Raw genomic sequence first — 19,760 nt, forward strand, 5'->3', positions numbered from 1 at the left:
TTTTAGAGTTGAACGATTTGTTTTTGTTTATTTTTGAAATAGACCCAATGTTTGAAGCCGATCTCTTTTAACGTCTTGCTAACTTCTTCCCAATCATCAGCAACTCGGCTTGGCAGATGAGCATCTGAGCCGAAGGTTACTTCAACACCATAATGCAGCGCTTGCTCCAATATTTCATTGGAAGGGTACCAGCCGCCAACGTCCTTCGTTTTTCCTGAAGTATTGATTTCAATCGCTACACCAGCTTCTCCGATAATCTTCAACGTTTCGTTTACCTTAGGTGTGGAGATATCAGAAAAGGCTGGATAGAAGCCTTTCATTGCATCAATATGCCCAAGAATATGGAACATGCCGGAACGTGCGGACTCCGCAATAAGGTTATAATACTCTTCTTTATGTTGAATTTTCTGCTCTTCATTTAAATGTTTCCACCTGTTGCGATTGAAAATACTGACCCCACCAGATAAATGAACAGAGCCAATGATGTAATCGAATGGATATTTCGCGTATTCTTGCCGGTAAACTTCGACATGCTCAGGGAAATAGTCAGACTCAACACCTAGAAGCACATCAATTTTTCCTTCATATTCTTTTTTTAGATGCAGAACTTCCTCGATATAACGGGGGAATTCGCTCTTAGCCATGGCGATTAAAGGTTGAGCTTGGTCATCGGGGCTCCCAAAATAAGGGGAATGATCAGAAATCCCGATGACTTGCAATCCGCCGGCTATAGCGGCTTCAATATAATCGCGAATTTTATCCTTAGCGTGTCCACATCGGTCATGATGGGTATGTAGGTCGAATTTCATCGAAAATAACCTCCTTAGAGTTTTGCTTTAGCAAAACTGGCATCGTAAGCATGAACCTTAGAGTTTTGCTTTAGCAAAACTGGCATCGTAAGCATGAACCTTAGAGTTTTGCTTTAGCAAAACTGGCATCGTAAGCATGAACTTTAGAGTTTTGCTTTAGCAAAACTGGCATCGTAAGCATGAACTTTTATTCTGAGCCGAGAAACTGGGTTTCCGGCATTCCTTTTAGATCACGAAGGAACTGCTGCATCGCAGAATTTAAGTAGCGTCCTGACTTATATACTACACCTACAGGATGCGTAATATCCAATTCGTTCACTTTGACCATTTTCAAAGTTCCATGTCGCAGTTCATCTGCTACAGAAAGCTTGGAGATGATAGCGACCCCGAGATTTAACTCCACCATGCGCTTCACTTCTTCGCTGCTAGAGAGCTCCATCACAATGTGTGGGGAGACATCATAGGCTTTGAAGATTTGATCGACGAATCGTCGCCCGGCTGTTTCCGGAGAAAGCATAATGAATGGAATGTTGCGCAGCTTCTCAATAGATAAATGGGCAAATCGACTAAGAGGATGGTGCGTGGAAACAATCAGCTCGAAAGTATCATAATAAAGCACCGAAGTTTCTAAGGCTTGGTTTTTTTCGAACAAATACGTAATGCCAATATCAATTTGGCTATTCTCCACTGAAGTCATGATTTGGGAAGAGGTCATCGAGTGAATGGTCGTTTTGATCAGTGGGAATTGGTCTTGAAAATAGGACAGCACCCTCGGTAAAATCTGCATGGCAATCGACGTTGTCGTGCCAATGTGGATATGACCTTGCGGTGTATGATGTAAGTCGGATAGTCGCTGCTTAAGATCACTGGCGATCCGCAGCATTTTTTCTGCATGCTCCAAGAACAGCTTACCACTATCGGTTAAAGTAACTGGTTGATTGCGATCAATGAGAATTGTGCCGAATTCGTCTTCAAGACTCTTAATTTGTGCGGAAACGGCAGGTTGGGTCAAGTTGAGAATTTCGCCAGCTTTTCGAAAGCTCATTGTTTTGGATATGGTGAGCAATGTTTCTAACTGGTTCATATTCATGAGCATACCTCCTGCTTTTATAGTAAAGATACAAATAAAATTTATCGGAATTGTAAAGAACATAAAAACCTTTTGTAACCCCATTATATGATAGGAATACCGGAAACGGCAACATTTCAGAATAAAGATGGACAACCAAGCACAATATAGCCAGGAAATTAGGACGAATATAGCTAATTTTCGTTGCTAATTACTCAAATTTGATTATAATATTTTATATATATTAAATAAACTATGAAGGAGATTCAATTTATGTCGTTAACCCGTAAGTCAAATACAACGTGGACCGTTGTGGCGTTGATGTTGGGACTCTTACTGGCTTCGCTGGATCAGACCATTGTATCAACAGCGATGCCAACGATCGTGTCCAAACTAGGCGGTTTCAGCCAATTCGTCTGGGTTTTTTCTGCGTATTTAATTGCGAATGTGGCTGCCATGCCTATTTTCGGTAAACTATCCGATATGTATGGCCGAAAACTATTTTTTATTATCGGTATTATTGTATTTATGATTGGCTCAGCCTTATGTGGAACGGCAGGATCGATGACCGAGCTTATCATCTACCGCGCCATTCAAGGTATCGGGGGCGGTGCCCTTATGCCGATTACTTTCGCGATTATTTTTGATATTTTCCCACCAGAGAAACGGGGTAAAATGCAAGGGCTGTTCGGAGCTGTATTCGGACTATCCAGCGTACTGGGGCCGATCATTGGCGCGTACTTCACCGACCATGTGACGTGGGAATGGATTTTCTTTATCAATCTACCTCTTGGCATAGTGTCCTTAATATTAATCATTTTCTCTTATCACGAGTCCGTGGAACACAGTAAGGCGAAAATTGATTGGGGCGGTACTATTTTCCTAACAGCATCGATTATCTCCCTCATGTTCGCATTGGAACTTGGTGGCAAAGAATATGCTTGGAATTCCTTACAAATCATCGGGTTGTTTGCAGGTTTTGCTGTTCTCTTAGGTACATTTATTATGATTGAAAAATATGCAGCAGAACCGATTATCCCGCTTGATTTGTTCAAAAATCGGCTATTTAGCGCCAGCATGGGTGTTAGCTTTGCTTATGGTGCGGTCTTGATCTCAGCCGGTACATATATTCCTTTATTCATTCAGGGGGTATTTGAAGGCTCAGCCACAAGTGCGGGCTCTACCTTAACCCCAATGATGCTTGGTGTCGTTGTCAGCAGTGCACTCGGTGGACGCTTCATCGGTAAGTTCTCTTATCGCAATGTCATGCTAGTTTCCATAGTCTTACTGCTGCTGGCAACTTCGCTCTTAGGCGGACTCTCTATCGATTCCAAACGCTGGCTAATTACAACCTACATGATTCTCCTTGGTCTTGGGATTGGCGCTTGCTTCCCAATTACATCGATGTCTGCGCTGCATAAAATAGATTTTCGCCGCAGAGGCACAGTGACCTCACTTGTTGGTTTCTTCCGTTCCGTAGGTTCGGCAATCGGGGTAGCGGTGTTTGGCAGCATTCAAGTCAACTCGCTAAGAGATAACATTACAACATCCCTTCAGGATCCAGCGATGGCCGAGAAGTTTCATGATGCGCGAATTCTACTTCAGCCACAGGTCCGTGCAAACATTCCCGCTGAAGTTTTACACAAGCTCTTAACAGCATTGGCGGATTCCATTGCCGTTGTTTTCCAGACGACCATTGTTCTGGCTGTAATCGGTCTTGTGTTCATCTTATTCATGGGTAACGCTAAACTTGAAGTGGGAAGTGCTCCAGTCAAAGAAAGCGCACCAGTAGGACACTAGGAGGTTAACATCCATGTCGATGAAGCTCGTCATTCTCGGACTGTTAATGGAAGCCAATCGGCATACCTATGAAATTCGGCAGACGATGAAAGAAAGAGGCATGAACAACTACATGAAGCTGCAAGACGGCTCGCTGTATTATGCGATGGATCAACTCCACAAGGATGGACTCGTAGAAGCACATGAGGTTGTACGTGATACGAATCGTCCGGAGAAAACGATCTATCAAATTACCGCAGCCGGGAAATTAAAGTTTCAAGAACTATTAGTGGAACAATTGCATGAAGAAATCAAGCACTATCATCCGCTTTATGTCGCTCTGCCTTTTTCCGTGCATGGGGATCAGGCGAAGATTGCCGACATTCTTGAAAATAAGATTATGGCCCAAAAAATGATTATGAATAAGATGAAAAGCTTGTATGAAGAACACATCTCCATTGTTCCTCGAGTTGTCTTACAAATGATGGTGGGCGCGTACAAGCGCGCATTTAGTGAACTGAAATGGCTGGAGCAGCTGCAGAAGGATGCAAGAGAAGGCCGCTTGCAAGAGAAGAACTCCCCGCTGGAAGTTGACTGGGACCGTATTGAATAGAAGAAAAGCCGCAACTGCTCTTGTTGAGTGCAGTTGCGGCTTTTTTGAAACTCACCGCGGTAACGCTATAAAACATCCTTATAGTAGCAACTTCTGTCGCTCATCCCAATTTAGCGATGAAAAACATCCTTAACTCCGGCCAATCTCACTCATATAGGGTTAAATCACCGCGGTAACGATATAAAACATCCTTAAAGTAGCTACTTCTGTCGCTCATCCCAATTTAGCGATGAAAAAACATCTTTAACTCCGACCAAACTCACACAATTGGCGCAAACAGCTACTTTTATCAGACAGCAATCACTGAGATACTTAGTATGCATTTGGTGCTGGGGCCGAGTTAGTTGGTATTTACCGTTTACGGAATTAGTCCTTGTTGGATATGACAGTAAAACTATAAACTGTCAATTCCGCTGAACTGTTCGATGAAGTGCTGCAAATCATCGCAGATCAAGTCCGGCGTCAAGCCTGCCGACGCCAGCTGCTCTTGCACGTTGTCCGCCGTGGCGACACCGGTCAACACGAGCGCCGTGCGGCATCCCGCCAACCTGCCTCCGCGGATGTCGGTATGCACGTTATCGCCGATGACCCATACATCGGCGGCAGGCAGCCCGAGCCGCTCGATGGCGTAAGCCATGATAATCGGCGAAGGCTTGCCGATCACCACGGGCTCCACGCCCGAGGCGGCGGTGATCGAAGCTGCCAGGGAGCCAGCTCCTGGCATAAGCCCACCATCCGACGGCAGCATGCGGTCGGGATTGGTTAACACATAGGTCGCGCCATGCTTCAGGTGGCGGACCGCTTCAGTCAGCTTCTCATAGGAGAAGCTGCGGTCAATGCCTTGGACGACGTAATCCGGCGTCGTCTCAGCACCCAGGGCGAAGCCGGACGCCTCCAAGGCGATCCGTAGTCCGGCTTCGCCGACCATGTGAACGCGGTTACCTCCGCGCTGCTCGGTCAAGTACTGAGCGGCCGCCTGCGAGGAAGTATAGACGGCCGCCGCTGGAACCTCTATGCCGAGCTCTTGCAGATGCTCGGCAACCTGCTCCGGCGTACGAGACGAATTGTTCGTCACGAGTAAATAGGGCAGTTGCTGCTGCTTAAGCCAATGAATGAATGCCGCGGCATGGGGGATCGGTTCATGCCCCCGGTACAGCGTACCATCTAAATCAATGAGAAAACCTTTCATTTTGCTAACACTCCCTTTCATGTGATGATTGCGTGGAAGGAAGTTTGATCTCTACCGTCGTTCCTTCTTCTAATTTACTGCGAATTTCCATAAAGCCGCCGTGTGCCTCGATAATTCGAAAACAAACCATAAGACCTAGTCCTGTTCCTTTTTCCTTCGTACTATAAAACGGTTCTCCCAGCTTGGGCAGCCGCTCGGGTGAAATACCGCAACCCTGATCGATGAAACGTATAGTTATGTAGTTTCTGTTATTGTCCAGTAGAGCTTGAATACGCATTGTACCACCTAGTGGCATAGCTTCCAACGCATTTTTCATAATGTTGATGAAAACCTGCTTAAGCTGATGCTCATCACAGGAGACAGGTGGCAGATCTGGCATAAGTTCTGCTTCAATCTGAATATTATCAAGCAGTGCTTGAGGTTGAAGGAGTTCAATTGTGCTTGTGACAATGGAATCCAAGGTTTGAGTTACGAAATGTGTCGCCTGCGGTTTGGATACAATCAAGAACTCATTCACAATAAATTCAATACGCTTCAGCTCATTTTGCATGATTTCTATGTAATATTTCTCTTTCTCATTATTCGTCTTAAGCAGCTGTAAGAATCCCTTCAAAGCCGTTAGCGGATTTCGGATTTCATGAGCAACGCCAGCAGCCAATTGCCCAACAGCAGATAGCTTGTCTGATTTGATTAATAGCTCTTGCGTCTTTTTCAACTCGGTAATATCTTTGAAAGTAATAACCGTACCTAGAAGTTGACCTTTGCCCTCCAGCATAGGACTGGACATGTACATGACGGGGAAGGTGGTTTCATCTTTTCGCCAGAACATATCCTCTTGCATATCAGAAACTTCATGATTCAAAATCGTATTCAAAATAGGACTTTCCTCAGGTGGATAAAGAGTACCATCGCTCTTAACGGGTCGAATGAGATTATGAATTTGTCGGCCCAGCATTTCATCTACTTTCCATCCGGTTATCGCCTCAGCGGCCTTATTCCAGAAAATTGTGCGACCACTCATATCAATCCCGTAAATACCTTCCGAAACGGAATTGAGAATGAGTTGATTTTGCTTATACAGCTTATCGATGACCTTCTTCTGTTCCTTGACTTCAGTCAAATCTTTAAGAATGGCGAAGACCCCAACAATACTGCCATCTACCATCGTGGGGACGAACGTTACATTAGATTGGATAGGGTATCCTTTCTGATGAACAAAAGCAGCCTCGAAATTTTGCGACATCCCGGCTGAAGCCACTTGGAAATGATGCAAGGCTTTGAGCAGATCGGGCGGATTGATCATAGGAATGAAGGAAGTTAGCATCGAGGTCTCACGAGCTAGTCCAAGAAGGCTTTCCAAACCATGATTAGCGGACAATACCTCGCCGTCCAAGCTAAACGAGATAATAGAATCAGGATGATTATCATAAAGTGATTTATATCGCTTCGCGGTCTCATTAATGGAAGATTCTCTTTTTTTAAGGACTTTAATGCCAAATAAAGCTAATGCGAGAATGGAGCCAAATAAGATAAAATCGATAAATAGACCTATCAATGGGTGGTCTTGCACATAAGCAAGAGGATGTATAAAGTAGAAATTTGCCCCGATTATAAATATGGCAATAATATGATAAACAAGCGCAAGTTGATATAAACTCCAATTTCGAGCAGTAATATGCTGTTTTATCATACAGACTTTCAACGCTCCTTTAAGGAATTTTTCCCATATGCTTATCAGGATTCGACACGAATATATATAATCTTCCATATTCATGTTGCATTTTCCTTTGTTCATGAACAATAACATCGTTGTTCGACAATATAAGTATGAAGGCAGGATGAGAATGTGTATCTGAGTAGTAGGAACTATTTTATAGAAAAAGACAGTATACTTGTCCTAATTTTTTAGGTATAATGTTGAAAAAGGTCGTTTTTCTGCGGAACTTATTCACAAATGAGATCGGAGCGGAGCTATGAAGGCTGAGTACATTAATCCCTTTTTGGAGTCGGCTAGAATTGTCATCGAGCAAGTTGCTAACATTCGCCCAACAACGGGGCAGCTCGGCGTCAAAGACGTCAAATTTGTGGAAAAGTATATCTGGATCCAAATCGGGATGACCGGGCAGATGGAAGGCGATATTGTTTTCGGCTTAGCTGAGGATGTTGCTTTGAAAATGGTTTCTGCCATGATGGGTGGATTTGTTATTACAGAAATGGACGATATGGGTAAGAGCGCCATCTCTGAGCTGGGGAATATGATTAGTGGGAATGCAAGCACGATGCTCTTCAATCAAGGGGTTAGGGTGGATATTACTCCGCCGAAAATTGTCCAATCTGCGACGGCTGCAGGATTTGTGCCGAAGAGAGCATTGACCATACCTTTGATCATGGATAACATTGGTGAGCTGGACATTCAAGTATTAATCACGTAAGAGGCCTATTTTTGATACATATGTTAAAATGAACTGGAGTGCTGCTGAAGCGGTATCTCCATTTTTTTATAAGGAGAAGGTAAGCTTGAACATTTCGAACAAAATCGTCTTGATAACAGGAGCTTCGAGCGGCATTGGGGCCGTTATGGCACAGCAATTTGCAGCCAAAGGAGCCATTCCTATATTAACTGCACGCAGTACAAATAAACTTAAAGAAATTGCTTCGGGCTTGCAAGGGCAGCATGCCGTTTACGAGATGGATGTAACGAATACAGAGCAGGTTCATGATGTTGTGGGACAAATTATAGCCAAATTTGGTCGTATCGATATTTTGATTAATAACGCGGGGTATGGGATATTTGAGTCATTTGCGGAAGCGCCGCTTGCTCATTTTGAAGATATGATGAATGTGAATTACATGGGCTTAGTCCGCTGTACCCAAGCGGTATTGCCTCATATGTTGAAGGCCGGGAGCGGTCATATTGTGAACGTGGCTTCTATGGCGGGTAAGATCGGTTCTGCCAAATCCACGGGTTATTCCGCGACTAAGCACGCAGTGCTAGGTTTCACAAATAGCTTGCGGCAGGAGCTTATAAGATCTTGTATTTCTATAACAGCGATTAACCCGGGACCCATCTCAACACCTTTCTTTGATAAAGCAGACCCGAGCGGTAACTATGTCAAAAATGTGGCCTGGTTTATGCTTAAACCGGAGAAAGTCGTCAAAGAACTCATACATGCGATAGAAAGAAATATTCCTGAGAAAGATCTTCCTTTTGTGGCTGGAATGGGGATCAAATTATTTCATCTATTCCCGCGAATGTTCGATCGCTTGGCATCAGGCATTTTAAATAAAAAATAAGCGGTTCCCAGTTATAGATTGGGATTCCGCTTTTTTTCTTTCATAATTGACGATTAAGTCTGTTCGGGCTTTTTCGCTTGCAAGGCCTGATTCAAATCTCGAATTTCTTCGAAAATGCGACGTACTTCGGCTTTGCCTTCTGGATGCGTTTGATTCCAGTGGGAAGTTAAGGCCGGCAGCGACTTATGAACATGATTAAAAAATGCCCAAATCTTGATTTTCTCAAGCATTTCAGGTGAAGTATCGCCTGTGATGAGTTCAGCTGTTTTGAACACTAAGGAATTAAATTCGTTCTCAAAATCTGTATTCATAGTTTCATCCCTTCGGATGGAAAATAGGTGGAGTACATTTAGTTTATATGAAGATATAACAGCTGTCAAAATAGGGGGGGACCCATGTCCATAGCACTAGATGATATCCGAGATGGTCAACTAGTAGGAAAAGAGCAAATTCGCTGCTTCGTGAAGCATATATCGCTTTATATCCTTACTTATGTTAGTCAAGGCCTAAAAGTGAAAGGCCTTTTAGCTGTTCCTGATGGAACAAGTCCACGACCTGCTGTCATTTACTGCCGCGGCGGCATTAAACGTGTTGGTATGGTTCGTAAACGAAGAATTATATCGATGGCTAAACGCGGCTACGTCGTCTTTGCTCCTTATTATCGGGGGAATGAAGGTGGGGAAGGACGTGAGGATTTTGGAGGGGAAGACAGGTTCGATTTGTTTCATGCCATTCCAATGGTGCAATCTTTAGAGGAAGTATTGCCTGGTCCCGTACCATTAATCGGATTTTCCAGAGGTGCTGTTATGGCCATGCGCGCAGCCCGAGAGTGCAGTGGGGTTGGTCCTGTTGTCGTATGGGGAGGTGTAAGTGACATGTTGGATACCTATGAGCAGCGTGTAGATTTGCGGCGTATGCTCAAACGGGTTGTCGGACATCCGAAGAAACAAATCGCGGCTTACATCGATCGGTCGCCAGCATGTTGGGTAAATGAAATCAACTCGCCCATCTATATTATCCATGGTACGCATGATTCACAAGTGGACATTGGGCATGCAAGAAAACTGGCTAACTCTCTGGATCAAGCCGGCAAAGATTATACGATGGTTCTATATACAGGACTCGAACATCGGTTTCCTCGGAAAGAAGATGAAAAGGCTCTAGATGATGTATTTGCATGGCTTGATGAGAAGCTTAAACGAAGTAAACAGGAAGTCTTTTCCACATAAATTAATTATTATTATTGTTTACTCCCCATTTATGACCTAAAATAAGGTAGGAACATAACACGTAGGTTCTACCTGGTAGGCTAGGGGGCGTTTAATTCGAAGTCTCTGAGACTGATATTCAGCAGTGATTTTTATACATTAGATAAGAGCGTGCAGGAGCAGATATACCAGGAGTTCTATCTCCTCGTTTATCCCATGATTTACTTCATATTAAGGGATCATGCGGCGGTGGAGGACATTATTCAGGAGTCATTTCTTAGGGCTGTTCGAAAAGCGCCTTTATTGAATGAAATTGATAAATATGAAAGCTGGGTTAAGAAGTTAACTCGGAATGTTACACTCAATCATCTTCGTAAGCATAAGCGCAACCGGGATGAGCTGGAAGCTGAACTCAAGCTCTGTATCAAGGAAGCGGCACCAACATCTGAATATCTGGTTCCACTAGATCAAGAAGTCGAGCTGAAGCTAATGCGCGAGGCTATTATCACCTACATCAATCAACTTAGTCCCTCCTACAGACAAATTATTGCGATGAAATGGATCCATAATTTATCTTACAAAGATATGGCTAATGAGCTTGGTGTAACGGAGGGAGTCGTTCGGCAACGCTTATTCCGGGCGCGTGATGTGATTAAGCAGAGACTGCTTGAAGAGTGGGGATCCGGCGGATAAGAGTCCTTAAGGACTCTTATTTCTGCTTGCGTGGATGTCGATTTGTATCGTTTTACGGCGTGGCATATAATAAGGACATTAGATTGGATGAGAAAAGGGGTTTTCGTAAATTGAGTACAAGCTTTGAACAACTGCAGATCGCGCAGTCCTATTTAGATAAATTGCAAGAATTAGGGATTGGTGAGCCAACACCGATTCAAGCCGAAGGTATTCCTGTTTTAAAGCAAGGGAAAGATGCCATCATTCAGTCTCAAACGGGTACGGGCAAAACATTAGCCTATTTGCTTCCAGCATTGGAACGAATCGATCCTACGCAAAAACAATTGCAAGTGCTTGTAGTAGTTCCTACTAGGGAGCTTGGTATGCAAATCATGCAAGAAATTGAGAAGTTCACTGACGGAGGACCGATTCGTTCTCAATCTCTTATTGGTGGAGCGGCCATTGTTAGACAAGTAGAAAAGCTTCGACTACACCCTCATATTGTTGTTGGTACACCAGGTCGTTTACTTGAACTTATGAAAATAAAGAAGCTAACATTGCATCATGTGAAAATGGGTATTGTTGATGAAGTGGACCAAGTGTTCGAGCTAGGTTCCATGCAGGATGTTGAAGCAGTCCTTAAAGGAATGCTTAAGTCCAGTCAGATGGTTTTTGTTTCCGCGACGATCCCGCAAAGCACCGAACAAGCTGCGGGGAGATGGCTCAAAGATCCTGTAATTATCAAAATCAATCCGAATCAGCGCACAGCCGAAACATTGGAACACATGTATGTGGTGTGCCAGGAACGTGAAAAGATCGATACGTTAAGAAGACTTGTGCGTCTGATTAAGCCTACATCAGCTATCGTGTTTATCAACGTCACGGACGATATTGCCCAAGTGGTGGGTAAACTCCAATACGTTGGTTTATCTGTTGAAGCCTTGTACGGAGAAGCTAGTAAACAAGATCGGGCCAGAGTGATGGGGAATTTCCGGGATGGAAAATTTCAATTGCTGCTGGCAACGGACGTTGCCGCAAGAGGACTTGATATTGAAGGCGTGACCCACGTCTTCCACTTGGATCCTGCGACTAACGCGGAGTATTATCTCCACCGCGTAGGCAGAACCGGTCGGATGGGCCGCGAGGGCACGACCATCTCTATCGTGACGCCGAAGGAGCAGTTCATTCTCGACAAATTCGAGAAGCAGCTCGGCATCACGATCGCGCCGAAGGCGATGTTCGAAGGCCGGCTCGTCGACCCGGCCCAGGATCGCAGTGCGGCGACGATGCGCAGCCGCCGTGAAGCTGCGCGCCCGAGCGGCGCAGCACCTTCGCGCGGCTCCGCTGACGCGCGGGATGCTGCCGCGCCAGCGGGCGCGGTGCGCACTAGCGCCGCGGCGCCTGACGCGCGCGGCCAGAGCAGTGCTGCCCCGGCGAAGCCGGCGGCGCAAGCGAACACGGCTGCCGGTGGCAAGGCCGTGAGTAAAGCCCAACGCGAGCGAGATCGCAAGAGCAAGGGCGCTCCTCGCTGGCTCAAAGAAAAGCAGCAGAACAAAGAGTAGCCCTATTTACGAGGGCAACAACAAATTGTCATCTGCGGGGTGTGAAACGTGCTGAAAAAATTATTCATTTTCGCCATAGCTGTGGTCCTCATCCTTACGGCTCTACTTGCGATCGCCATTCGGCATGTTAAACCAACCGAGGCTTTAAACCTAGATTATAAAGAAATCACGATCAGCAGTAAGATCGCAGACATCGTCAAGAACCGGAAGCTTGAGGTACAGCTAACGGAACAAGATCTTAATGATGTGGTAAAGAAGCAGCTAGCTGCACATCAGGTTCTGCCTAACGATTTTCGAATTGAAGGGGCGAAACTTACACTTCAAGGTTTAAACCTTGTGGCTGACGTGAATGTGAGGTGGCGGGAGAAGATCCCCATCGGTGCCCAAATGATGTTCACCCTTGCTTGGAACCCGCCGAATTTAGTCGTTCAACATAGAAATACAAGTATTAAAGGCATGCAAGTACCAAGTGAATGGGTTCAACTTGCGCCTTTTGAACTCCCTATTGAAGATCACTTGCCAAAACTTATTGGTGTAAAGAACGTATTGTTCGAGGAAAAAGCCATCATCATCCAATTAAAGCCGTTGCGATAACATAGAAAAAGCTGAATCCACTAAGGATTTCAGCTTTTTTTTAACTTTATACAGACTTTGAGGTTTGAACATTCCATCTCCGAGAATATAAAATGATTCCTAATACGACACACATGCCAATCAGTACAAACCAAATTGACACGCCTACATGAAAACGGTCCATCCCCCAACCGACACCTAAGGGAAGAATAGAACCTCCTAACCCGCCTGCTGCAATAAGCGTACTCGTTGTTTGCTCTGTACGCCCTGGAAGCAATTGATTCGCATAAATGAGAGCTACTGCGAACATACCAGACATGAATAATCCAAGTAATAGTACAACGGCGAAGCTGCTCCATAGATTCGTGCTAAACACCCAGATAAGTACGGTGAGCAAACTGCCTGCAAAAGAGACCGCCAAGTAACGGAAATAAGTCATTTTCTCGGCAACAACACCGGCGAATATACGTCCTATCACCATCGCAAGCCAAAAGGCTGTTACGGCGAGGGACGAAACGGAGCTGGAAGCATGTAATTGATCAGTAAAGATGGAAGGCAAGAAATTAACGATGGTATTTTCCATTCCTACATATAAGAAGAAAACGATCATGAGTAGAAGAAGAAACGTCAAGGAGCTCTTCGTAAGTGCAGGGAGTTTCTCTGTCCGCTGTGAGCGATCTGCTTTATGAGCTAACAGCTCATCATGCTCGCCTAAGGAAAGCTTCGACCAGACGATACCTGTTGCGAGTGCACTTAAACCTAATAGCAGGAATCCATATTTCCATAAACCGCCGGCAATAAGAATACTTGAGATAATTGGCATAAATAACGCCCCGAGGCCGAAGAAAACCTCGAGCTTATTAAAGGCAATCGCTTGATTATCCTTCGCAGCCATTAATACAAAGGTGCTAATGCAGGATTCGACAAGTCCGAAAGCGACCCCGGCTATGAATGAGAGACAAACCGTAATAGGCCATGGAGGCAGTAGGGCAATGGCGATCATGGCGAAAAAGAGAAGACCAAAAGCCGCTGTAATGGTACTTCTGCGACTGATGCGACGAATAAGACTAGGCATACAAAGGACACCTAGAAGGAAACCACCGAATTCTAGGAAGACTAGCATTCCACCATCACTGTAACTCCGATCGTAATGGGCAAGTAATTCAGGTAAAACTGCGCCAAAAATAACGTGGGTACAACCTGTCAATAAATATGACAAGCACCCCATAATAAGTAGTCTTTTCATAATGCAGTGCTTCCTTTTTGTTCTAATGCATATTTCTCGTTATAAGCAAATACATGACCAATGGCTTCTGCAACAGAATCAACGTGGTACAATGCCTTTTGTTTGACCTCCGGGTGAGCACCTTTCATAGCAAAACTATGAGGTGTGATGCCGAACATCGATACATCGTTGAAAGAATCCCCAAAACAGGCGATCTCTTCTGGCTGCAAGCCCAATTTTTCAATAAGTAGAAGCAGAGAACTGCCCTTTGAAACAGCGAGAGGCATAATATCAAGACAATCTTTATCGGAAATGAACATTTCAAGCTGATCTCCAAGCTTTTCTTCCATAAGAGCCTTAAGCTCTAAGAGCGTTTCTATTTTTCCAAACATCGAGAACTTGCAAACAGCAAAGTCACCTTTCAAAGACTGCTCCACATCTTCTTTTACAATAAAAGGTTGGAATGTTCGAGATTGCACCTCATCAGAAGCAGGAGTCAAATTCGTGATATAATTCGCTTCTCCCGAGCAAACAAGCTTGACGAGATCAAAATCCTTAAGAAGTTGGTACACTTGATAAGCCAATTCAGGTTGAAAAAGCTGAGATTTCATGAACTTACCGTCCTCCAAATGGATGAACGCGCCATTTTGTGATACGGAATAGGCGCGATGACCAATATCCGCCAATACTTGCTGCATTTCAATATTCATTCTTCCCGATGCCAAACAAAGCATTATACCGGCTTCTTTGACCTTCTTTAATGCAGCCACTTCTCTTGAACTGACTTTTTTACTATGATCAAGTAATGTTCCGTCCAAATCACTTACGATAAGTTTAATCATTTTGGTCTTCTCCTCCTGCTAATACGATTTCCACATCACATGCAAGTAATTTCTCTTTCATCTCAGGGCTTAATGCCTGATCCGTTACGAGGATGTCAATACTTTCGAATCCCACTACGCGATGAAACAATCGCTTTCCGAATTTGGAATGATCCGCTAGTACAATAACTTGGTCCGCATGCTGCATCATGGCTCTCACCAGATAACAATCCTCTTCGTTTGGAGCAGACAGCCCTTCCTCTGTAATTCCGCAAGTCCCGATGAGCAGTTTATCGACATGATAGTCATTTAACATCTCGATCGCTTTCGCTCCATATACACTGTGGTGCTTGTTATCCAGTACACCGCCAAGAATATGGATCGTCGTTTCATCTTTACGAGTGAGAATAGCAGCAATTTCAATTGAACTTGTCACGACAATATTCTGTTTGGAGCTTAGTGCTGTGGCTGCATGTAGGACTGTGGTCGAGGCATCCATCATGATATAATCGCCGTCTTGAATGAGTGCCGCAGCTGTCTTGCCAATCGTTAGCTTCGAGGATGATTCGGCTTGCAGCCTTTGATCATAATCTCCAACTTCTTTGGAAAGGGTCGGGAGGATGGCGCCACCGCGCGTTCGAACAATAGTGCCTTGCTCTTCGAGCTTAACCATGTCACGTCTAGCTGTGTCCCGTGATACATCATAGAGCTCACAAATAAGATCAACCGTAATTCGTTTATTTGATTTTAAGTATTCGACGATTGCAATAAGTCTTTCTTCTTGAAACAAGGGGGTTTCACTCCTTTCGCTTAAGTGATAATAAGTGATTATAAGTATAATGCTTATTATAATGCTGAATATGCATTAATTCAACTATTTTGTTTGTGTAAATTGCATAAAAAAAGACCGTGTACTCGTTCAAGGAACGAATGCACGGTTTTCTGATCCATTTATCTGATTATTTAACAGCAGGTTTTTTTCTGGTTTTAATATAGCTAGGATATGTAATTTCTCCGGAGTCGAGCTTTCTAATTTCTTCTTCGTTCCAACCGGTAATTTTATTCGTACCGACTACACCTGTAAGCTTGATTTGATAGTGGTGAGCTAAGTACTGTTGGAGTTTGGCCATTTCATCAGGTTTTATTTCCCTGAGCTTTTGCTTGCCATGCAGCTGACCTAGTATAACTCCGATAGACTCTGCAGCTAGACTAGTGTTCGGTTGAATCCTTGTACTTCCATAGGCGATAGCCGATGAACCTACATTTTTCCCGGCCGCGATGACGTTATCATAATTCTTCAGCAAAAAGCTGCGCAGCGGCATGCCGTATTTATCAGGACGCCCCATTTCAATACCCCACTTGTTAGCGCTAGTGCCCTGTAAATCAAGCGGGTACCCACCAATACTGACATTATCCCAGAACATCGTGCCTGAAAGGAGATCAGATGGTTTTAAAACATAGTCCATTTCATAGTGATTATATTCTCGGACATAGGGATACGTAGGAAATTCGCCTAATTCAGCATGTTCCCAACCCGGCAACGTTTTACGGAAGTGATTGAGAATCAAAGGAGTTTCTTTATTCCCCAGGTTAACAGCCTCTTGGATGGATTCAGGTTTTGAAGGGTCAACGGTATAAACAAGAAGGGCGTTAATTAGTACTTCTCCATCCCTTTGATGTACCGCATTCAATCCTCTTAGAAAGACTCGATCATTAGAAGGGTGATAGGCCTTAGTCATTCCGCTTAGCCCAATAGCGAAGCTATCACTTACATAACCGCCACCGAATTGTTTCGATTTCTCTTCCGGTTTTAATAGATTAAATGCAGTATTAAACTTTTTCCAGTCGACATTTTTGAACTTCATCATCATGCCAGCGCTCATATACTCAATCTCATTTTGACCATAGAACTTTTCAAGACCTGGCAACCGCTTGGCATCCAATCGACTGATTAAAGCCGCATAATCACTGTTGTCGACCCAATAGGAGGCCGTGATTTTCTTTTTTTCATTCTGTTCCGTACTGTAAACGAGAGAAGCGATTTTGTGCATATGATCAGGTGTACTCGTTTGTTCAATCTCATTAATGACAATACCAGATTCCAAAGGAATATCTTTTATTAATTTATTCATATATGTAGTGAATTCAGGTAGCTTACGAATTTTGGCGTTTCTGAACCCGTCGAATAATTCTTTGACACGGCCTTGTACGAGTAAATGACCTTGATCGTCGCGGGTTTCATCGAGAAATAGCATTTGACTTTGAAGAATCTGACCTCCAAAAGCTTTATGAGGATCCAGTACTTTAACCTTCAAGCCTTCATCTGCAGCCGCTCTGGCTAAGTAAAGACCTTCAAGCTCACTACCGATCACAACGACATCGATGTGTTCAGTAGGATATGTATTAACGCTCTCATTATTGGTTGCGACAAGAGGTGCTGTGGGGGCATCGCTCACGATTGGAGTGTTTGGATGCTTGATGGTTGACGCAGAAACATTCGGTTCAGTGTTCCCTTGCTTAGGCCAAATCTTGTTATACGAAAATGCGAACAAAACAATAAGCAGAACGGCTAGAGCAATAATAAGTTGAACTCGCGGATTCCGTAAACGCATGTATAAACTCCTTTACCGATAGTCTGATATGGTTTAAGTTTAGCAGTTTCATAGTGGATTTAATAGACTCAGAAGTGTAGGTTGATATAAAAGATTTTAATGTGCACCCCCCAAAAGATAGTCGCATGGGCGAATTCTTGTAGCATAACACAGGAACCCTTCGCGAAGGCTCCACATTATTTATACCAATCATATGAATAAGGGAGAGAGAATTTAACAATGAAGAAGAACTTAATGAAAAAAGCAGTAGCAACTGGTCTTGTACTTACGATGGTAATGGGGGGCGGAGCTGCAGCGTTCGCTAAAGGCAATGATCATGACCGTGATGATAAGAAAGATTTTAAATATGAAAATAAAAGCAACAACCATAATAAAGTTAATACGAACATCAACATTAATCTTAACTTTAACGATATGCAAGGTGCTCAATGGGCATTACGTTACATAGCCAGTTTGTCCTCCAAACGCGTATTCGAAGGATTCGAAGATGGATCATTTAAGCCTGACATCGCGGTTCCCCGCATTCAAGCTATTGTGGCAGCCGTTCGCAACATGGGATTGCGTGAGCAAGCGGAATCTGCTGCTGAAATGCAAACGAAGCTGAACTTTAAAGATGCGAATTCAATTCCTGCATGGGCTGTAGGTTATGTAGCTGTAGCTCTTGAAAATGATTTGTTCTCTGAAAGTGAAGATTCCGTTAAACCGAATCAACCTGCGGATCGTCTGTGGGCGACTACACTCTTGGTCAAATCTTTGAAATTGGAAGCTGAAGCAAAAGCGAAAATGAATACTCAACTTCAATTTAAAGATGCAAGCAAAATCCCGGCCGGTTCTGTAGGTTATGTAGCTGTAGCGATCGAAAAAGGTCTGATTGACGGGTTTGAAGATAACACATTTAAACCAACTCAAAACGTAACACGCGCTCAATTGGCTGCTTTATTGGATCGTGCAGGCAACCAATTGCCTGACGAGGACCAAAGTGTTAGCACGGGAACTGTCAACGCTGTAGTTGCTAACAACGTTCTTACGCTTACTAAAGATGGCGTATCAACTCCGTACACACTTCACCCAAATGTATTCATACTACGTAATGGTGTACAAGTAAGCCCTGCTCAACTGCAAGTAGGCGATGAAGTTAAAGTTGATGGTTTTAATAATATTGTTAATTATATTGAAGTAACGAAAATGGCTCAACAAAATAACGTCACAAGCGGGACGATTAGTGCTGCAGTTTACAACAACAATAATGTGTTGACTTTAACGAATTCAGCAGGAACAACAACTCCATATCCACTTAGCTCTAATGTAGTTATTTATCGTGGTGGTGTACAGGTACCTGCTGCATTGCTTCAAGTTGGCGATGTAGTCAATATCACAACTTCCGGTAACCAAGTTACTATTCAAGTGACGAAGTTGGCTCAAGATAATCAAGCAATTGATGTAATTGGCTTTTTTAACTATTCGACACCAGACGCACAAGGTAAGATCGCAACAGTTTCATTAACGCAAAATAACACATCAACAATCTACAACGTATCTCCGAATGTAGTAATAACTGGCGACCGTACTCAACTAGTGCAAAATCATCCGGTTCAGTTAAAAGGATATAATCAAGTTATTACTTCAATTGAAGTTAAATAATTTTCCTTTACAGAAAAAATGAAAAAGGCATGAATCATGCGAAAAGCTCCTTGCTGTCAGACAGCGGGAGCTTTTGCTTTTAAATGCTGCATATTTTTTCTTTCTTTGAGGCAAACTGACTCCTATCTTGAAAGGAGAGAGTTGACAGATGGACGAAATACTCATGGCTACATTTAAAAGGTATTATGCGGATTACAGAGGTGCTTCCAATGTTGATCAAAGTTTTTCCGACGCTTATCAAGCTATTGCTTATCATGTCATTGAGCAAACGGAACAATTCGCTCAAGAGGGAAACCTTGCTGATATTCAAAACTTAATCCGCGAATTCAAAGAGATTGGCTTGGTTGTAGGGCCTAGCAATGATTCATTAAAGGAACGTTTCGAGCAGGAGCTTGTAGAGCAAGTACTTGATCGCACGCCAACCTGAAAAAAATGTCGAATAACGTATTGCAATATCCAAGTTACCATGATATATTGTTCTTCCGGCCAAAACAGCTGAAATTTTTATCGAAAAAAGTAAAAATAAAGCTTGCATTTGGTTAGGCGATTATGCTATATTATAAATCCGGCAGCGAGAGCAGCACGGCAAACGAAAGAAATTGATCTTTGAAAACTGAACAACGAGTGAGTAAGCACGAACGAGAAATCGTTCAAAAAAGAGATTGCAAAATCTCGCTAGCAAGTCAATGAGCA

The 19,760-nt window shown here is 43.6% G+C and carries 19 protein-coding genes; 10 read left to right on the top strand and 9 right to left on the bottom strand.

Going from position 1 to position 19,760, the window contains the following annotated elements:
• Positions 1-2: 2 nt before the first annotated feature.
• Together GC098_RS03970 and GC098_RS03975 are read right to left on the bottom strand one after the other, a co-directional pair.
• Positions 3-809: a histidinol-phosphatase gene (locus tag GC098_RS03970; RefSeq protein ID WP_171641145.1), complete on the bottom strand. Its 807-nt coding sequence runs from the start codon at positions 807-809 to the stop codon at positions 3-5.
• Between the two features lie 187 nt (positions 810-996).
• Positions 997-1,899: a LysR family transcriptional regulator gene (locus tag GC098_RS03975; RefSeq protein WP_171641147.1), complete on the bottom strand. Its 903-nt coding sequence runs from the start codon at positions 1,897-1,899 to the stop codon at positions 997-999.
• A 252-nt stretch (positions 1,900-2,151) separates the two neighbouring features.
• Between GC098_RS03975 and GC098_RS03980 the strand changes: the two genes are divergently transcribed.
• Positions 2,152-3,678, top strand: coding sequence for an MDR family MFS transporter (locus GC098_RS03980; RefSeq protein WP_171641149.1), 1,527 nt, complete (start codon positions 2,152-2,154; stop codon positions 3,676-3,678).
• Between the two features lie 13 nt (positions 3,679-3,691).
• Entirely contained in the window at positions 3,692-4,270 is a 579-nt protein-coding gene (locus GC098_RS03985) for a PadR family transcriptional regulator (RefSeq protein ID WP_171641151.1), read from the top strand.
• Between the two features lie 394 nt (positions 4,271-4,664).
• Here the strand turns inward: GC098_RS03985 and GC098_RS03990 are convergent, their stop codons facing one another.
• Both GC098_RS03990 and GC098_RS03995 read right to left on the bottom strand, forming a co-directional pair.
• Positions 4,665-5,459, bottom strand: a complete 795-nt coding sequence (locus GC098_RS03990; RefSeq protein ID WP_171641153.1) for a TIGR01457 family HAD-type hydrolase — start codon at positions 5,457-5,459, stop codon at positions 4,665-4,667.
• 4 nt (positions 5,460-5,463) lie between these two features.
• Entirely contained in the window at positions 5,464-7,149 is a 1,686-nt protein-coding gene (locus GC098_RS03995) for a PAS domain-containing sensor histidine kinase (RefSeq protein ID WP_171641155.1), read from the bottom strand.
• A 283-nt stretch (positions 7,150-7,432) separates the two neighbouring features.
• Between GC098_RS03995 and GC098_RS04000 the strand changes: the two genes are divergently transcribed.
• On the top strand, positions 7,433-7,891 hold the full coding sequence (locus GC098_RS04000; RefSeq protein WP_171641157.1) for a chemotaxis protein CheX: 459 nt from the start codon (positions 7,433-7,435) through the stop codon (positions 7,889-7,891).
• An 85-nt stretch (positions 7,892-7,976) separates the two neighbouring features.
• Positions 7,977-8,753, top strand: coding sequence for an SDR family NAD(P)-dependent oxidoreductase (locus GC098_RS04005; RefSeq protein WP_216625138.1), 777 nt, complete (start codon positions 7,977-7,979; stop codon positions 8,751-8,753).
• A 53-nt stretch (positions 8,754-8,806) separates the two neighbouring features.
• Here the strand turns inward: GC098_RS04005 and GC098_RS04010 are convergent, their stop codons facing one another.
• Positions 8,807-9,064, bottom strand: a complete 258-nt coding sequence (locus GC098_RS04010; protein ID WP_057307489.1) for a DUF2573 family protein — start codon at positions 9,062-9,064, stop codon at positions 8,807-8,809.
• Between the two features lie 84 nt (positions 9,065-9,148).
• Here GC098_RS04010 and GC098_RS04015 point away from each other — a divergent pair, with 84 nt between their 5' ends.
• The 4 genes from GC098_RS04015 (at position 9,149) to GC098_RS04030 (ending at position 12,789) form a co-directional block, all read left to right on the top strand.
• Entirely contained in the window at positions 9,149-9,982 is an 834-nt protein-coding gene (locus tag GC098_RS04015) for an alpha/beta hydrolase family protein (protein WP_171641161.1), read from the top strand.
• Positions 9,983-10,132: 150 nt separating this feature from the next.
• Positions 10,133-10,654 (top strand): RNA polymerase sigma factor, encoded by a 522-nt coding sequence (locus tag GC098_RS04020; RefSeq protein ID WP_312879983.1) that lies wholly within the window; start codon positions 10,133-10,135, stop codon positions 10,652-10,654.
• Between the two features lie 110 nt (positions 10,655-10,764).
• Entirely contained in the window at positions 10,765-12,195 is a 1,431-nt protein-coding gene (locus GC098_RS04025; RefSeq protein WP_171641163.1) for a DEAD/DEAH box helicase, read from the top strand.
• 48 nt (positions 12,196-12,243) lie between these two features.
• The gene (locus GC098_RS04030; protein ID WP_171641165.1) at positions 12,244-12,789 is read left to right on the top strand and encodes a hypothetical protein; all 546 of its coding nucleotides are present in this window, start codon (positions 12,244-12,246) and stop codon (positions 12,787-12,789) included.
• A 46-nt stretch (positions 12,790-12,835) separates the two neighbouring features.
• Here GC098_RS04030 and GC098_RS04035 read toward each other — a convergent pair whose 3' ends face one another.
• The 4 genes from GC098_RS04035 to GC098_RS04050 all read right to left on the bottom strand — a co-directional run bounded on the left by GC098_RS04035 (position 12,836) and on the right by GC098_RS04050 (position 17,426).
• Positions 12,836-14,014, bottom strand: a complete 1,179-nt coding sequence (locus tag GC098_RS04035) for an MFS transporter (RefSeq protein WP_216625139.1) — start codon at positions 14,012-14,014, stop codon at positions 12,836-12,838.
• A complete protein-coding gene (locus GC098_RS04040; RefSeq protein WP_171641167.1) occupies positions 14,011-14,835 on the bottom strand; it encodes an HAD family hydrolase in 825 nt (274 codons plus the stop codon). Before GC098_RS04040 ends, GC098_RS04035 begins: the two co-directional genes overlap by 4 nt.
• Complete coding sequence (locus GC098_RS04045; RefSeq protein WP_171641169.1) at positions 14,828-15,604, bottom strand: DeoR/GlpR family DNA-binding transcription regulator; 777 nt, start codon at positions 15,602-15,604, stop codon at positions 14,828-14,830. The genes GC098_RS04040 and GC098_RS04045 overlap by 8 nt, the downstream gene beginning before the upstream one ends.
• A gap of 169 nt (positions 15,605-15,773) precedes the next feature.
• Entirely contained in the window at positions 15,774-17,426 is a 1,653-nt protein-coding gene (locus GC098_RS04050; RefSeq protein WP_171641171.1) for an FAD-dependent oxidoreductase, read from the bottom strand.
• A gap of 219 nt (positions 17,427-17,645) precedes the next feature.
• Here GC098_RS04050 and GC098_RS04055 point away from each other — a divergent pair, with 219 nt between their 5' ends.
• The gene (locus GC098_RS04055) at positions 17,646-19,067 is read left to right on the top strand and encodes an S-layer homology domain-containing protein (protein WP_171641173.1); all 1,422 of its coding nucleotides are present in this window, start codon (positions 17,646-17,648) and stop codon (positions 19,065-19,067) included.
• Positions 19,068-19,215: 148 nt separating this feature from the next.
• Positions 19,216-19,494: a hypothetical protein gene (locus GC098_RS04060; protein WP_171641175.1), complete on the top strand. Its 279-nt coding sequence runs from the start codon at positions 19,216-19,218 to the stop codon at positions 19,492-19,494.
• Positions 19,495-19,760 lie beyond the last annotated feature (266 nt).

The sequence above is a fragment of the Paenibacillus phytorum genome (assembly GCF_013141715.1).
Classification (GTDB): Bacteria; Bacillota; Bacilli; order Paenibacillales; family NBRC-103111; genus Paenibacillus_E; species Paenibacillus_E phytorum.

Bases quoted from the DNA above. Each gene is read 5' to 3' on its own strand.
- GC098_RS03980 (WP_171641149.1), top strand. From the start codon at position 2,152: ATGTCGTTAACCCGTAAGTCAAATACAACGTGGACCGTTGTGGCGTTG.
- GC098_RS03975 (WP_171641147.1), bottom strand. From the start codon at position 1,899: ATGAATATGAACCAGTTAGAAACATTGCTCACCATATCCAAAACAATG.
- GC098_RS04010 (WP_057307489.1), bottom strand. From the start codon at position 9,064: ATGAATACAGATTTTGAGAACGAATTTAATTCCTTAGTGTTCAAAACA.
- GC098_RS03995 (WP_171641155.1), bottom strand. From the start codon at position 7,149: ATGATAAAACAGCATATTACTGCTCGAAATTGGAGTTTATATCAACTT.
- GC098_RS04055 (WP_171641173.1), top strand. From the start codon at position 17,646: ATGAAGAAGAACTTAATGAAAAAAGCAGTAGCAACTGGTCTTGTACTT.
- GC098_RS03985 (WP_171641151.1), top strand. From the start codon at position 3,692: ATGTCGATGAAGCTCGTCATTCTCGGACTGTTAATGGAAGCCAATCGG.
- GC098_RS03990 (WP_171641153.1), bottom strand. From the start codon at position 5,459: ATGAAAGGTTTTCTCATTGATTTAGATGGTACGCTGTACCGGGGGCAT.
- GC098_RS04060 (WP_171641175.1), top strand. From the start codon at position 19,216: ATGGACGAAATACTCATGGCTACATTTAAAAGGTATTATGCGGATTAC.
- GC098_RS04035 (WP_216625139.1), bottom strand. From the start codon at position 14,014: ATGAAAAGACTACTTATTATGGGGTGCTTGTCATATTTATTGACAGGT.
- GC098_RS03970 (WP_171641145.1), bottom strand. From the start codon at position 809: ATGAAATTCGACCTACATACCCATCATGACCGATGTGGACACGCTAAG.
- GC098_RS04040 (WP_171641167.1), bottom strand. From the start codon at position 14,835: ATGATTAAACTTATCGTAAGTGATTTGGACGGAACATTACTTGATCAT.
- GC098_RS04015 (WP_171641161.1), top strand. From the start codon at position 9,149: ATGTCCATAGCACTAGATGATATCCGAGATGGTCAACTAGTAGGAAAA.
- GC098_RS04000 (WP_171641157.1), top strand. From the start codon at position 7,433: ATGAAGGCTGAGTACATTAATCCCTTTTTGGAGTCGGCTAGAATTGTC.
- GC098_RS04050 (WP_171641171.1), bottom strand. From the start codon at position 17,426: ATGCGTTTACGGAATCCGCGAGTTCAACTTATTATTGCTCTAGCCGTT.